The 14,792-nt window shown below is 63.3% G+C and carries 11 protein-coding genes; 10 read left to right on the top strand and 1 reads right to left on the bottom strand.

Annotated elements, in window-relative coordinates:
• The first annotated feature begins 78 nt into the window (after nucleotides 1-78).
• The 5 genes from J5J83_RS14030 (at nucleotide 79) to J5J83_RS14010 (ending at nucleotide 4,692) form a co-directional block, all read left to right on the top strand.
• Complete coding sequence (locus J5J83_RS14030) at nucleotides 79-948, top strand: peptidylprolyl isomerase (RefSeq protein ID WP_249116004.1); 870 nt, start codon at nucleotides 79-81, stop codon at nucleotides 946-948.
• A gap of 68 nt (nucleotides 949-1,016) precedes the next feature.
• A complete protein-coding gene (locus J5J83_RS14025) occupies nucleotides 1,017-1,817 on the top strand; it encodes an ABC transporter permease (protein ID WP_212350129.1) in 801 nt (266 codons plus the stop codon).
• Nucleotides 1,814-3,073, top strand: a complete 1,260-nt coding sequence (locus J5J83_RS14020) for an ABC transporter ATP-binding protein (protein ID WP_212350127.1) — start codon at nucleotides 1,814-1,816, stop codon at nucleotides 3,071-3,073. Before J5J83_RS14025 ends, J5J83_RS14020 begins: the two co-directional genes overlap by 4 nt.
• Nucleotides 3,070-3,957, top strand: coding sequence for a hypothetical protein (locus tag J5J83_RS14015; protein ID WP_212350125.1), 888 nt, complete (start codon nucleotides 3,070-3,072; stop codon nucleotides 3,955-3,957). Before J5J83_RS14020 ends, J5J83_RS14015 begins: the two co-directional genes overlap by 4 nt.
• Before the next feature lie 105 nt (nucleotides 3,958-4,062).
• Nucleotides 4,063-4,692, top strand: a complete 630-nt coding sequence (locus J5J83_RS14010; protein WP_212350123.1) for a methyltransferase domain-containing protein — start codon at nucleotides 4,063-4,065, stop codon at nucleotides 4,690-4,692.
• Between the two features lie 36 nt (nucleotides 4,693-4,728).
• On the opposite strand, the gene J5J83_RS14005 is transcribed toward J5J83_RS14010, so the two are convergent.
• The gene (locus J5J83_RS14005; protein WP_212350121.1) at nucleotides 4,729-8,493 is read right to left on the bottom strand and encodes a methyltransferase domain-containing protein; all 3,765 of its coding nucleotides are present in this window, start codon (nucleotides 8,491-8,493) and stop codon (nucleotides 4,729-4,731) included.
• A 99-nt stretch (nucleotides 8,494-8,592) separates the two neighbouring features.
• Between J5J83_RS14005 and J5J83_RS14000 the strand changes: the two genes are divergently transcribed.
• From J5J83_RS14000 to J5J83_RS13980, 5 genes are all read left to right on the top strand, one after another.
• Entirely contained in the window at nucleotides 8,593-9,456 is an 864-nt protein-coding gene (locus J5J83_RS14000; protein ID WP_212350119.1) for a glycosyltransferase, read from the top strand.
• A 148-nt stretch (nucleotides 9,457-9,604) separates the two neighbouring features.
• Nucleotides 9,605-11,620 (top strand): hypothetical protein, encoded by a 2,016-nt coding sequence (locus J5J83_RS13995; protein ID WP_212350117.1) that lies wholly within the window; start codon nucleotides 9,605-9,607, stop codon nucleotides 11,618-11,620.
• Nucleotides 11,613-12,767, top strand: a complete 1,155-nt coding sequence (locus tag J5J83_RS13990; RefSeq protein WP_212350115.1) for an aminotransferase class I/II-fold pyridoxal phosphate-dependent enzyme — start codon at nucleotides 11,613-11,615, stop codon at nucleotides 12,765-12,767. The genes J5J83_RS13995 and J5J83_RS13990 overlap by 8 nt, the downstream gene beginning before the upstream one ends.
• 98 nt (nucleotides 12,768-12,865) lie before the next feature.
• A complete protein-coding gene (locus J5J83_RS13985; protein ID WP_212350113.1) occupies nucleotides 12,866-13,948 on the top strand; it encodes a hypothetical protein in 1,083 nt (360 codons plus the stop codon).
• A complete protein-coding gene (locus tag J5J83_RS13980; RefSeq protein ID WP_212350111.1) occupies nucleotides 13,930-14,784 on the top strand; it encodes an SDR family oxidoreductase in 855 nt (284 codons plus the stop codon). Before J5J83_RS13985 ends, J5J83_RS13980 begins: the two co-directional genes overlap by 19 nt.
• The last annotated feature ends 8 nt before the right edge of the window (nucleotides 14,785-14,792 follow it).

Here is a 14,792-nt window from a genome sequence, read left to right as displayed (position 1 = left end):
TCGGATCTCGTTGGATGACGTCGGGGTCCATGTATTTTGCATGTTGGTCTTAATGGATTCAGGAGTGCTGTCTTGCGTATGCGTCGTAGCGGAAATGTGGTGAGGGTCTGGGCTTGCGTGCTTGCACTGTTTCCAGGCGTCGCGTTGGCGGATGCCGTGCTCGTACGTGCCGGCAATGGGATTGAAGTGACCGCGGCTGATGTGCTGGCCGATGCGGAGCGCATTCCCCCTGAGATCCGCCAGCAGATTCTGAAGGATCCGGGCAAGGTTGCACAGTTGGCCAGCAATATCGCAATTGCCAGAGCGCTGGCAGCGCAGGCCGAGCAGGCCGGTCTGGCAAACGATCCTCAGGTCGTATTCAACCTGAAGCAGGCACGCGACAAGGTATTGGTGGATGCGCTCCTGCTGCGGGCCGAGACGTCCATGGAAGTCAATATGACAGCTGTCGAGCGCCTGGCGTTGTCGGACTACAAGGCTAATCCGGATCGTTTCATGCTGCCCGAGCAGGTGCAGGCAAGCCACATTCTGTTCAGGGGGGACGATGCACGCGAGCGCGCAGCCAAGGCCTTGGTCGAGTTGCGCAAGCCGGGCGCGGATTTCGGCAAGTTGGCCAGCGAGCTCTCGCAGGATCCGGGCAGCGCGCAACGCAATGGTGATCTGGGGTTCTTTGCCCGCGGGCGAATGGCCAAAGCCTTCGAGGACGCTGCGTTTGCGCTTCAACCTGGCGAAATCAGCGATGTCGTGGAAACCGAATTTGGCGCCCACATCATCAAGGTCACTGCACGCCGCCCGGCAAGCCGAAAGCCGTTTGAAGAGGTCAAGGAGCAGCTGTCGGCCGAGATCGTCAAGCGTTTGAGGGACGAGGCGCGAGCCGCAGCCGTCGCGCCGGTACGAGCTTCGGTCGTTCCGGACTTGTCGTCGCTGGAGGCATTTTCCGCCGCACAGTAGCATGGATCCTTGCTGCGGACGCAGACGAGGCCGACAATCTCACTCTTTCGGATTTTGCGATTTTGCTGATGCGTGCTTTGTATCAGGATTGCCTTGCCCTGTGGCGGGCGCGGTCCCTGTTGTGGATGATGGCACGGCGCGAAATTGCGGCGCGGCACGCAGGCTCTGCGGCGGGGATGGCATGGGCTTACATACAGCCCATGCTGACGGTGGCGGCCTACTACCTCGTCTTTGACGTCGTGTTTGCGATGCGGCTCGGGGAGAATGCGCCAACACGTGCGGTGGGGGCTTTCCTGATCGTGGGGGCGCTACCGTGGATGGCGTTTTGCGACGCGATTTCGCGCGGAATGAGCAGCCTCATCGATTCCGGCGGCGTTCTGCAAAAGAATCCCTTGCCCCCGGTCCTGTTTCCGGCCCGGGCGGTGTTGGCGAGCATGGCCATCCATTTGCCGTTGATCGCGCTGGTGGCGATCGCCTATTTCCCGATGCATCACTTTTCGGTAGCGGTACTGGCGCTGCCCCTGCTGTTTCTCGCGCAGTTGCTATTGTGTGGCGTGCTGGCCTATCTCCTGGCCATCCTTGCCGCCGCTGTGCGCGATACCTTGCAGGTGGTGACCTTTTTCATTTCGGTCGGCATCTTTCTTTCACCCGTGCTGTTTCCCGTCACCATGTTTCCTGAGGCATGGCGGTGGGCGTTGTGGATCAATCCGATGTCGTCGCTGGTGATGGGCTATCAATCCGTTCTGTTGAGCGGGATATGGCCGGGTGCCGGCGTCTGGGGCGGCATCGCCGTCTGGCTCGGGGTCGGTGCCTGGGTGCTCGATCGCCTGATCGCACGCAGCCGCGAAACGCTGGTGGATTGGCTATGAGCGCAAAGTCCAGCGTCGACACCGCCGCGTGCGGACAAGTCGTATTGCATGCGGAGGGCGTAGGTAAGGGCTACAAGCTGTATGACTCGCCGCGCGAAAGGCTCAAGGCGCTGGTGACGGGCCGTGCCTGTCATCGTAGTCACTGGGCCCTGGCGGACGTATCGTTCGAGCTGCACCGCGGGCAGTGCATGGGTCTGATCGGCGACAATGGCGCGGGGAAGAGCACCTTGCTCAAACTGGTTGCCGGAACATTGCAACCGACGACGGGGACCATCTCGCGCAACGGGCGAGTGACGGCCATCCTGGAGCTGGGTGCAGGTTTCCATCCCGAATTTTCGGGTCGAGAAAACCTGTACTTCGCTGGTGCGCTGATCGGCATTTCGGAACGTGAAATGGCTGCCCTCGAGGCCAGCATCATTGATTTTGCCGAGCTTGAGCATGCGATCGATCGGCCGGTGAAGACTTATTCGTCGGGCATGGTGGTGCGTCTGGCGTTTGCGCTCGTGACCGCGGTCGAGCCCGACGTGCTGATCATTGACGAAGCCCTTGCGGTGGGCGATCAGCACTTTCAGAAGAAGTGTATCGAGCGCATTGCGAATTTCCGCAGCATGGGCTGCACCATCCTGTTCTGTTCCCATAGCCTCTATCACATCCAGCAGTTGTGCGATGTCGCCCTGTGGCTCGACGGCGGGCGTCCGCGCGCTTTCGGCCCGACCGAGCGCGTGCTGGCCTCTTATGAAGCGCATGTGCGTTCGCTGGACGGGCCTGGCGATACGGGCGAACAGGGCGATGGCGGCGCCGCAGAACCGGCGTCCGCGTCGCAGACGCCCACGTCGGCCGACCGTCGTGCCGGCATCAGCGAAGTGGTGGTGGCGGGTCTGGAGGCATCGCCCCCGGTGGGCGAGGTCCCTGTACTCGAGGGCAACGATCTTGCGGTGACCGTCACCGCCTATGTGAATGCCGACGAGCAACCGAGTATCGGCGTCATGCTCGAGCAGCTTAATGGCGTGGGCATCACGTCGGTCACCACGCATGCAGATGGCGCCGCTCCGGTGCGGCTTGCAGATGGCCGCTGGCGGGCGACGGTGACCTTTCCGGACCTGCCGCTGCATACCGGTGACTATGTCGTCAGCGCCTACCTGTTCGATTCGCGCGGTATCGTCGTGTACGAGGAATGGCAGGATTGCGTGCGCTTCAGGTTCGTGTATCCGACGAAGACGCCGGGACTCGTGCGTCTGCCGCATCGATGGTCGTGAGCTCGATCTGGCGCAGGGTTCGTGCCGAATGGCAGGATCTCGTCGAGCTGGTGCTGGTGCCCGGCCTGGCGGCCGTGCTGCCGTGGTGGTTGTGCTTCCGGATCTTTCACAGGCTGTCGGGGTGGCGCTTTCTGTATCGTGCATCGTGCGAAGTGGCCGTGGCGCAGGCGGCGGCGCGCGGGTGGTGTAGCGACCCACTCGGCTTCGAACGCGCACGGCGTCTGCTGACCATCATCGATCATGCAGATCTGTATCTCGCCCGCACGCGTTCGGATGCATGGATGCGGCGTCACCTTGAGATTGCCGGCGAATGGCCTGCGGCCCGACAGCCGGGATTGCTATTTACCTTTCACTGGGGGGCAGGCATGTGGGGATTGCGCCATGCGGCGGCGTCGGGTTTGACGCCAAACGCACTGGTCGCGCCGCTCAATGCCGCCCAGTTCGACGGGCGGGCACTGTGCCACCGGTATAGCCAGGCACGAAACGGAACTGTGGCACGCGCCTTGCGCCGGCCGCCACTCGATGCCTCGGCCAGCTTGCGACCGGCGCTCAAGGCGTTGCGCGCGGGCGAGCAGGTGCTGGCGGTTGTGGATGTCCCGGCCGATCATGCGAGCGCAAGCGAGGAGATCACCTTCCTCGGGATGAAGGCACGCGTGCCGCGCCCCCTGTTCCGCCTGGCAGTGGAGCAGGCGCTTCCGGTGACGATTTACCTGACCGGGGTATGCCGTGAAACCGGCAAGAGAACCCTTTCCATTCATCAGCTGGGTGTCAGCAATGACATCCATGCGCTGATCCGGGACACGTTCGCGGTGCTTGAGGCAGCGGTGCGGGACGATCCGGCGGCATGGCACTTCTGGGGCGTCGCCGAGCGGTTTTTCAGTTGATGAACCAAGTGCCTGTGTTTGTGCGCTCCTTCAATATTCATGGGGCAGCGGGCGTTTACGCGCGCAGTTGGTTGCCGAATTGGCAGTCTGGTTATGGAGACTTAAATGAGCAGAAAGCTGCACATTGGTGGAACTACAAAGTCAACGGGCTGGGAAATCTTGAATGCCAATCCGGCACCTTATGTCGATCACATCTGCAACGCGAATGATTTATCGCTTTTCCCGGACAATACCTTTGATGCAATCTACGCGTCTCACGTTGTCGAACATCTTGATTACAAGGATGAACTGCTGCGCACTTTGTGTGAATGGAATCGTGTGCTCGTTCCCGGTGGCACGATCTATATCAGCGTTCCTGATCTTGATGTTCTTGCGGCGCTCATTCTCGATAAGAGCAAACTGACCGTCGATGAGCGCTTCTTCGTCATGCGCATGATGTTCGGCGGCCACGTCGACAAGTATGATTATCACGTGGTCGGCCTGAATGGAGAATTTCTCGCCGGGTTTCTGAAGTCCGCCGGATTCGAGGGCGTTCGGAAAGTTCAGGACTTTGGCCTGTTTGATGATACGAGTTCCATGCTGTTCAAGGGTGTCCCGATCAGCTTGAATCTGGTTGCCCGCAAAGCAGCGGCTGTGCTGCCGAACAATTCGCCAAGTGACGCGTTGAGCAGAAATCAGCCTTGCTATTGCGGCAGTGGCAAGCGCTTCAAGCATTGCCACGGTCGAGCCGACTGAGCTCGATTGCCTGGATTGCGTCAAGCAGCTTTCAGCTTAACGCAACAGCCAACTCTTCAGCCGAGATTGCCAGCGCAGCGGAATGCGGCGAGCCAGCCCGCGCAGGAGTGCGGTGCTGCGCAAGCGGATGATCAACTGCAGGGCCGTTTGCTTGAGCCCGCTGCGTACGGCGGCCATGCCAGTGTGGCGACCGGCGCGATAGTGCTCCAGCGCGCCTTCGGGTAGTGGCGGGCGCTCGCGAACCTGGGTGATGCCATCCAGGTAGGCGCCGTCATACGACCATTCGACCTGTTCGGGGCAGGTTCCGGTGTCGACTGCCGGCGCCTCGCCAGTGACGAAATGATGCTCGCGAATGTTGTCGAAGAAAGCGAGCCATTCCGCGGCGCTCAGATTCCACGGGCGGATCCAGCTCCATGCGCGGCCAGACAGGCGTTCGGGGAAGGCGCCGAGCGTTGTGGCCACGACCGGCAGCGCGTGGTGCAGGCAGGCACTCAGGGTGTAGCTGTAGGTTTCTGGGCATTGGGCCGGAAACCAGACGAGATCCGGTTTGAGCCAGTCGAGCAGGCGCGGGAGGTCTTCTTCTTCGTACTGGCCGTGCACGGTGAGGCGGCTGCGGGGCTGGGTGCGCAGGCTGCGGTAAGCGTATCCGATCAGGTGGAACTCCAGCGCGGCACCTTGTCTGGCGGCTTCGGTCGCAACCTCTTCCAGGACGTCGGCCCCCTTGATCGGACTCAGCGCACCGATTACCGCAATGCGCAGCGGCGCAGTCGCGTCGATCTTATGCGGCGCTGGACTGACTGCGCTTGTGTGCTCGATGTCGCCGTGTGGAACCACCCGGATGTTGGCGATGGGGGCAAGCGTCCTGAGCCGATGCGCCGTGTCGTGGCTCGGGGCGATGACGTTGCGCGCGCCACTGAGCAGCGTCCGATAGCGCTCACGCCAGGTCTCGATGTCTACGCCGTCGGGGGCGGGCGATTTCTGCAGACACCCGGCGCACTGTTCGATTCCCTTCTCGCCGCAATAGCGGTTGGTATGGTCGATCAGCGACACCTGGGGGCAGAGTGCGTAGAAATCGTGTGCTGTGAAGTCGTATGCGACGGAAAGCCGCTCCGGGAGCGTGGTGATGTCCGGTGAATGGCCCAGGAGGTGATGAAAGTGGACATGCCCGACGCCGATATGGCGCAGCGTATCGACCAGCGCGTCGAACTCTTCGGGCAAGCGGAACGAGAGCTGGAAGGCTTCGCCGTCGCCAAGGCGCTGGAGCAGGGTTTCACCGCCGGGTGCAGGGCTGAGGCTGAAGAAGACGGCGCGCGTGGCAAAGTGGTGCGCAAGCTCCCTGATGTGTCGCAGGGTGCCGCCCGCGCGGTCATGCGTGACCGACAGGATGACCGGGTGAGCGGACGCATGGATACGGGCGATGTCTATCGCCAGCCGGGCGCTGCGTGCGGGGTCGGCGGCGATGTGCGCATGTACGATCGTTTCGTATTCCGGATGGAGTCTGCGCATGACTGCCCCGGCTTCGCGCTCGCGTGGTGTTTTGGTGCTGCCGAAGCTGACGCCGCCGGCGTGGCGGACAAAGGTGTCGAGCGCAAACAGGTTGTGCCATCCGGCTTCGATGGCGCGCATGCAGAAGTCGTTTTCTTCGCCGTAGCCCTTGCCGAAATTCTCGACGTCGAACAGTCCGACCGTATTCAGGCAATCACGCCGGATATACATGCAGAAGCCGATCGCGGTCGGAATCTCCACCAGCTTTCCCGCATTCGTCTGCGCGAACAGCCTGTCGAGCGCAGCGGTGTCGTACCCGGCCGGCAGATCGTTGTCCTGGCAGAAGTTGGGGTAACTGCAAATGGTCGCGTTGTTCGAGAATGGCGTGACACTCGCGACGCGCTCGTCGGCGTAGGCTGCGACCCGAAGCCGGTCGAGCCAGTCATTGGCGACTTCGGCGTCACTGTTGAGCAGGATGACATCATTATCGGTGGAAAACGACATGCCGCGATTGACGGTGGCGACAAAGCCCAGATTGGCGTCGTTTTCGAGCACGATCAGCCGTTCGTCGCTGCCGTCGATGTGCTTGAGATAGTCGCGGACCTCGGCGTCGGGGCTGGCGTCGTTGATGACGATCAGTCGGAACGGATGGGCGCAATTGCTCGCCAATACCGATTCGATGCAGCAGCGGGTGTCGTTCAGGCCCTTGTACACCGGGACGATGACATCTACCGGATGCACGCTTGGCGCCATCGGGCGGCGTTGTGCCGCGTGTGGCGGTGTCGCCTCGACGCCCGGCCGAATCAATCCGTCCACGAACATCTTGGCGCGGACGAGCGGGCGGGTCATCCTGAAGATCGTGGAATTCTCGATCGCCTGAAGGTAGCGAATCCGTTCGTCGCGTTCGCGCTCCAGCGCCTGCTTCTGCGCGGCAAGGGCAGCCGCCGCAGCTTTTTGACGTTCGAGCTCAGTGGACAGGTGTTCGATCTTCTCCGACCTTTCCCGGGCCAGAGCTGCGCTGTGCTGGTGCTGAGTGCGGGCATCCGACAGGGCTGCCGTGAGGCTGGCCGATTCCGAAGACTGCTTTGCAAGCCGCGCTTCGAAGGCGCCGGCGATGCCTGCCATGGCCAGGTAATCCGCAGACATCGGCCAGCCCAGCTCGATCTCGAGGCAAGCCCCTTGCGCACACGCTGCCAACGCCGATGCCGAAACGGGAAGCTCGAGCTGCGGATCGTCGCCCGTGAGCAACAGCAAGGGCGCATCGGGTGAAAACCACGGCGTTTGAAATACGATCTGGCTGTGCGTGGAGTCGGCGAGGCTTGGTAGCTCTCCGTCCCATTGCCATTGCACCTTGCCTGCGGTGTCGATGAGCCGGATGGCGTACAGGTGGACGAAGCCCGGACGGTCTGCCGGATCGAGGCGCAAAGCGGTCAGGTTTGAACACGACTCTGAAGGCAGTGGAAACCGAAGCGTCTGCCGCGGGTTGCCAATGTCGCCGGACGCGACGATCTTGCGGCGCTCGGCATAGCCCGTTTCATCCGCCAGATACAATTGCGCGGAGAACTTCGCGTGGTGGCTTGCCGCGGCTTGCGGTTTGATACGGGTCGTATCGGCAGTTGCCAGCGGGGCTGCCGAGGCGCTGACGATGAACTGATAGCTCAGGCAATCGGGCAGTGCCAGAAGATAGCGGGCGACCGCAGGGGGGAGGCTGTCAAACGCCGCACCGAACTCCGATGCGTGCAGGTCGATGTCGACGGTCTGCACGGTGTCGAGTGCCCACCCTTTATCTTCGAGAAAACGGGTGAGCGAGTGGCGGGTAAAGAAGCGCAGGTGGGTACGGTCCAGCAGACCTTCCTCACGGTAGCGGAATTCACCCATCAGCAGTTCGGCAAGCAGGCCGCCATATGCAATATTGGGTACCGAGATCAACAGTTTGCCATTCGGACGCAGGCGCTGCATGCATACGGCCAGAATGCGTTCGGGCTGCTTGAGGTGCTCGAGGACGTCGGCGCACACGATATAGTCGTATTGCGCGGTACCGAACAGTCCGGCCAGATCGCAGGTGTCGAGATCGGCGATTTCCAGCTGTCGGTATGCAGGTCGGGCAAGCTCGGCTTCGGCTGCATTGTAGGTGACGCCGTCGACGACGCAATTCGCATGTTCGGTCAGATGACGCCCCAGCGCGCCGCTGCCGGTGCCCAGATCAAGCACATCCGAACCTGCGGCGATCTGTGCTACAAGGATCGACAGTGAAGTGGTCTGCGACATGTCGATGTCGCGAACGTATACATGCAATGCGTTAGGGCTGGACGTCATGAGTGCTCGTGCAGGCGTCTGGGGGAGGCATTGGCCTGGCCCCGAATTGGCAGACGAAGGGCGAGAATTTAGCACGTGGGCGGGGCGTGGAGAAATGTTTTGAGGCAACAAGAGGTTAAGGCCGATGTGGCAACGGTGTGTGGCGGGGAGGTCGCGCATCGCGGCGGCGTCTCGGTGTCGGTCGTGTTATTTGATCCGGATATTCCGGCGCTGCACGTGACCCTGGCGACCTTGTCGCGTGCCGCAGAGTGCGCCGGACTGTCACCATTGCCCGTTGTGCTGATCGACAATTCCGATGTGCCGACGCCAGCGATTGCTGACCTCGTTGCATTGTTCGGTCAAACCCTGCACCTGAAGCTCCTCCATGGTCACGGCAACGTTGGTTACGGCGTGGGGCACAATCTTGCGCTGCGCGAGGTCGGCAGTCCGTTTCACCTGATTCTGAATCCCGATGTTTCGTTGGCCGATGATGCGCTCGACGAGGCCTTGAAATTCATGGAGGCGCATCCGGAATGTGCGCTCGTTGCGCCGCGTGCGACATGGCCGGATGGTCGGATCCAGCATCTGTGCAAGCGCTACCCGAGCGTGTTGTCGCTGCTATTGCGTGGATTTGCCCCTGCTTTCATCCGCAAGTTTTTCCGGGCGCATCTTGCACGCTACGAAATGCGGGACATGGACGATACGGCGGTCTTGTGGGATCCGCCGATCATCAGTGGCTGTTTCATGTTCTGGCGACGCCGATGTCTTGACAGGATTGGTGGTTTTGATCCTGCCTACTTCCTGTATTTCGAGGATTTCGACTTGAGTCTGCGGGCGCGGAGCAGTGGCCGTCTCGCGCGCGTCTCAGACGTACGGATCGAGCATCAGGGTGGGCATGCGGCGTCGAAAGGGTGGCGGCACATTGCCCTCTTTGTCCGGTCCGGCCTTCGCTTCTTCAGGGTTCATGGTTGGCGCTGGTGGTGAGTGAACGAAGCAGTCCTTCCTCGCGTCTCAAGTCAAGCTACGTCGCCGCAAATGCGCTGTTGCCTTATCATCCTGCCGTTATTGGGGACGATTTGAGCGTCCGTTTTCATTCTCATTCTCGGGGCACCGTCCGGGCAAAGGGCGCTGAATGACGACTGTATCCGCAACGGAGGTGTCGGCGTGGATGGCCTCGCTGCATGCGAACGATCTCGCGGCTTGCAAGCGTCTGGCCCAACACATGATCGGGAGTGCGAAGGCGGACGCTCGCGCCTGGCACCTGCTGGGGCTTTCCTGCATGCTGAGCGGGGATGCGGGGCTTGGCGTCTCGCAACTTCGCCATGCGGTGCGGCTGGGGCCGAACGATGCTTCAGTGTGGGATGCACTGGGGGTGGCCCTGCAGCGTAGCGGCGAGTGGGCGGCTTCGGCCGAGGCCTTCGCGACCAGCATCACGCTTGCGCCGCACGTGGCGGGTATCTGGTCGAATGCGGCGGTCAACGCGCTCGAATGCGGTGACGCAAAGGAGGCAGTGCGCAGGGCAACGCGTGCGATCGAACTGCAGCCAGATCTGGTCGAAGCGCATCTGGTGCGTGGCAATGCGCTCAACACCATCGGATCCGGTGTGGCAGCCGTCGCTGCATTCGAGACCGCCCTGAGGCTGCGGCCCGAATTCGCCGAGGCGCTCCTTGGACTGGGTTGCGCACTGCAGCGATGCGGAAAACTGCAGGACGCCATCGCGGTTACGCATCGCGCGGTCAGCCATCCCGCGACCCGCACGAAGGCGTGCATCAATCTCAGCGGCATGTACTGCGCCATCGGCGACAACACCCGCGCCGCCGAGCAGGCGCGGCAAGTGATTGCCATTGAGCCCACCTCGGCGCAAGCGTGGAGCAACATGCTCTACGCCATGGCGCATGATGAACAACTGTCCCCCGAACAGGTGTTCGATGCACATGCAGCATTCGGGCGGCAATTCGACGTGCCACTGGATGATGTCCGGCATGAGAACTCACCTGATCCCGCGCGCAGGCTCAGGATCGGGTTCGTGTCGGCGGATTTCAAGGACCATCCGGTGGCGCGCTTCATCGAGCCCATTCTTGCCGACTTCGATCGCGCGCGCGCCACGCTCAGCGCCTACATGGCCGCACCCGACGAAGACGCGGTGTCGGCGCGCCTGCGCGCTCATGTCGACGCGTGGCACAACGTGTTCGGAATGGATGATGAACGCTTGCGGTGCCTGATCGTGAGCCACGGTATCGACATTCTGGTCGACCTGTCGGGGCACACTGCGGGCAATCGCCTGACGTGCTTTGCGCTCAAGCCGGCACCGATACAGGCAACGTGGATCGGTTACCCGGGGACGACGGGTCTGGCGGCGATGGATTACCTGATCTGCGACCGCTTCGCTGCGCCCTTCGGTCTTTTCGAACGTTTCTTCACCGAACGCTTTGCGCGTCTGCCGAGCGCGGGTGCGTTTCAGCCCGTGGCCGATGCGCCAGCCGTTGCCGGACTGCCTGCGGCACGCAACGGTTACCTCACCTTCGCGAGCTTCAATCGCCCGAACAAGCTGGGCGATGCGGTGATCGCGACCTGGGCGCGCGTGCTTCATGCCCGCACCGGTTCACGCATGTTGCTCGGCAACGTCGGCGCCCCCGAACTTGCCGCGCACCTGACGGCGCGCTTCGCGACGCATGGCATTTCCGCCGATCGTCTGGTGTTTCATCCACGGCTGCCGTTCAAGGACTACCTGGCGCTGCATGCCGACGTCGATGTCGTGCTCGATACCTGGCCCTACAGTGGCGGGACGACGACGAACTACGCACTGTGGATGGGCGTGCCGGTGCTGGCCATGCGCGGACCGTCGCGGGCGCACTGTCAAAGCTCGGCCGTGCTGGAGCGTGTGGGGCTGGGCGACTGGGTGGTGGATGACGTCGACACTTTCGTGGATCGCGCGCTTGCTCTGACGGGCGATGTCGGGACGCTGGCTGTTCTGCGTGCGGGTCTGCGTGAGCAATATGCTTCGGCGCCGCTACGCCGGCAGGGGGTGGTCGTGCGTGGACTGGAGTGCGCGTTTCGCGTGATGTGGCAACGCTGGTGCGAGGGGCAGGGGCCCGAAAGTTTCGAAGTGCCTGCCGACGTGGCCGCGGAAGGGAGGTCGCGTGATTGAGCAGGACGCAGGCCCCATTCCGTTGCTGCGACCGACCCTGCCCGACGCCAATCGCCTGCTGCCATGGCTGCGCAAGATCGACGCGGCGCACTGGTATTCGAACTTCGGGCCACTCGTGCGCGAATTCGAGGCCCGAATCGGCGAATTGTTCGGCTCAAGTGCGCCGGATACTCCGGTCGTCGTCAGTCTGGCAAGCGGGACCGCTCCGCTGGAACTCGGACTTGCTGCCATGCGGCTGCCGCCTGGCAGTGCCGTCCTGCTGCCCGCGTTCACCTTTCCCGCAACGGCGGGGGCCGTGGTGCGAAACGGACTGCGACCGGTATTCTGCGATGTCGATCCACACACCTGGTGCCTGACGCCAGACCTGGCGCGGGCGGCGCTGGCACACGTACAGGCGGCGGCAATCTTGCCGGTGGCGACCTTCGGCGTGACCCAGGACGTCGATGCCTGGGACGCGCTGGCGGAGGAGGCTGGCGTGAGAATTCTGATCGACGCGGCGGGCGCATTTGGCAACCAGCGGCCGGGCAGGCACTGCGCGCTGGCCTTCAGCTTTCATGCGACCAAACCGTTCGGGATCGGAGAAGGTGGCGCGCTCGTGTGTCATGACGCGCAATTGGCCGGGCGGGTGCGGGTACTTTCCAATTTTGGCTTCAGCCACGGCATGGTCGAGGCGGTCGGTACGAACGCCAAGCTGTCCGAGTACGCGGCGGCCGTCGGGCTGGCACAGTGCGAACGCTGGCCTCAGTTGCAGGCTCGGCGTCATGCGCTGTGGCAGAAGTACGCTGCGATGCTTGCGTCCATCGACGGCATCCGGCTTCAGCAAGGCGCTGCCTTGCCGGGGCTGCCGGCGAACGTCGTGGTCAGGGTGGCGGGCGACAGCGAACACGTCGTTGCCGCGCTTGCACGACAGGGTATCGAAACCCGTCGCTGGTATTGCCCGCCGCTGCATCGGCACCCGGCCTTCGCGCACCATGATCTGGTCGGCGCGGATGGCGGCCCCATCCTCGTAGCAACGGAGGCGCTTGCGCATTCGGTGGTGGGCTTGCCGTGGTATGCGGAGATGACGCCGGTGCAATGCCGCAGGGTGGCGGTGGCGCTCGAAGCCTGCGTGGGCGTCCGCCCGCGTGATTCGTCCGTGCGCGTCTGATGAACGCTACGACAACTGTGTGTCGAGGCCGGCGTGCGGGTGAATCCGTCGGCAGCGCATGACGGGGCATGCATGCAGGCCCATCTGGGAGAAGCGAATTGATTCGATTGCTGTTGAGTGGTGTGGGCAGCCTGGTTGGAACCAATGTGCTGGAGTCGCTGCAGAGGCTCGGTCGGGACCGCTTCTGCGTGATCGGAATCAATTCCGTGGCGGACGCGGCCAACAACTTCGACTGCGACGTCTGCTTCCTCGTGCCGCCAGTTGCCGATGAGGCGGGGTATCAAAGCGCCTTGTCGGCAGTCGTCGACGAGATGCGGCCCGACCTGGTCATTCCGTGCAGGGACGATGATGTGGTCGCCGTCGCACGTTGGGCGGCCACCAGCGGCGTGCCGGCGCTGGTCGGCGGTGCCGCGATGGCAGAAATGATGCGTGACAAGTGGCTGACCTGCCAGTGGGCGGCGCGGCATGGATTGCCCTTCGCCGAATCGGCTGTGACGCCTGAGGCGGCGCACGCCCTGCACGCGCGCTGGGGCATGCCGATGATCGCAAAGCCGCGCAAGGGCGATGGGTCGCGTGGCGTTCGGGTGTTGACGCGGGCTTCGCAGCTCGATGCGGTGCTCACCATGCCGGGCATGGTCATCCAGCCCTTGCTGGCGCCGCCAGAAGACCTTTCCCCGTGGCTCGAAGACGACCGTGCCGGCGTGCCGCTGTGGTCGGCGCCGCCCGACCGGGCACACTACAGCGTGCAGGCCCTGGTTCGACCCGATGGCAGTGCCGAGGTCATGGCCGCCGCCATCAACGTCATGGTGTGCGGTATCGCCCAGCACACCCGCCTCGAACGCGATCCTGCGCTGGTTGCCGTCGGACTGGCCTATGCGCAGGCCCTGGCCGCCGATGGATGGCGTGGGCCGGTCATGGTGCAGTGCCGCCGGTTGGTCGATGGACAGTATGTGCCGTTCGAGATCGGCGGGCGGTTCAGCGGCGGAACCGGTTTGCGCGACGTACTCGGCGTGGGCGAGGTGGCACGCGTACTGTCTGCATTCCTGCCTGGCGTGGTGCTGGACGATGCGCGACGCGGCGAGCTCGGCGATGTGGCGTTGCGCTGTCCGCAGTCTGTCGTGCTGCGCGCGCAGCAGGTGTCGACATTGCAGGCGACGGGCAGATGGCAAGCGTTTGGGTGACCGGGCACCGGGGCTACCTCGGCGAGTGCGTGGTCCGTTGTGCGGCCGACCGCGGATGGCGCATCGTGACGACCGAGGGGCGCCTGCAGGACCTGCCTGCGGCCAGCGTTGTCGCAGATGCCGTGATTCACTGCGCGGGTGCCCTGCGCCATCGGGGTGATGCGGGGCAGCACGCCAGCCATGTCGATGGCACGCTCGGCATGCTCGGCGCTTTGACCGGGTCCGTGCCGATCGTCTATGCGTCCAGCCGGTCTGTTTACGGCGCGCACGTCGGCGACCGCATACCGGACGGGGCCGCGTGCCGCCCTGTCGATGCATACGGCCGCGCCAAGCTGGACGCGGAACAGTCGATCGCGATGTCGGGCTCGACATTTACCCTTCTGCGTCTTTCCGTGCTGATCGGTGCCGGCGTGAGCCGGGACGGCGAGGCCTTTCTCAGGACGGCATTGCACACGGCCAGGGCTGGCGGTGCCGTGAGTCGTTTCTGCCCTGACCGCGCGCATGACGCGCTGGGCGTGTGGACGGCCGCGCGTGCCTGCGTGGCCGCGCTGGAAGCCGGGCCCTCATGCCGGATCTACAATCTGCCTGGGCCAGCGCGAAGCATGCATGCCAGCCTGGCCGCATTGATGTTGGTCGTGCCACAGGGCACGCTCGTGGATTCGTGGGCGGGTACAGCGCCGATCCCCGTTCTGGACAGTTCCGACTGGGTACGGGACTTCGGTGCGATCGACCAGCTGGATGACATGAAACTGTTCGCGGCGTGGGTGCAATGGCTGGAGGCAGGGGGCCAGTCTGGCTTGCCCGAGGTCGACCGTTTCCCGTTTGGAAGAAATTGAGGAGCCGA

Origin of the sequence: Azoarcus sp. L1K30 (assembly GCF_018122735.1) — a bacterium.
GTDB lineage: Bacteria > Pseudomonadota > Gammaproteobacteria > Burkholderiales > Rhodocyclaceae > Parazoarcus.
Note: the sequence above shows the minus strand (reverse complement) of the source record. Positions and strands in the feature narration are given on the sequence as shown.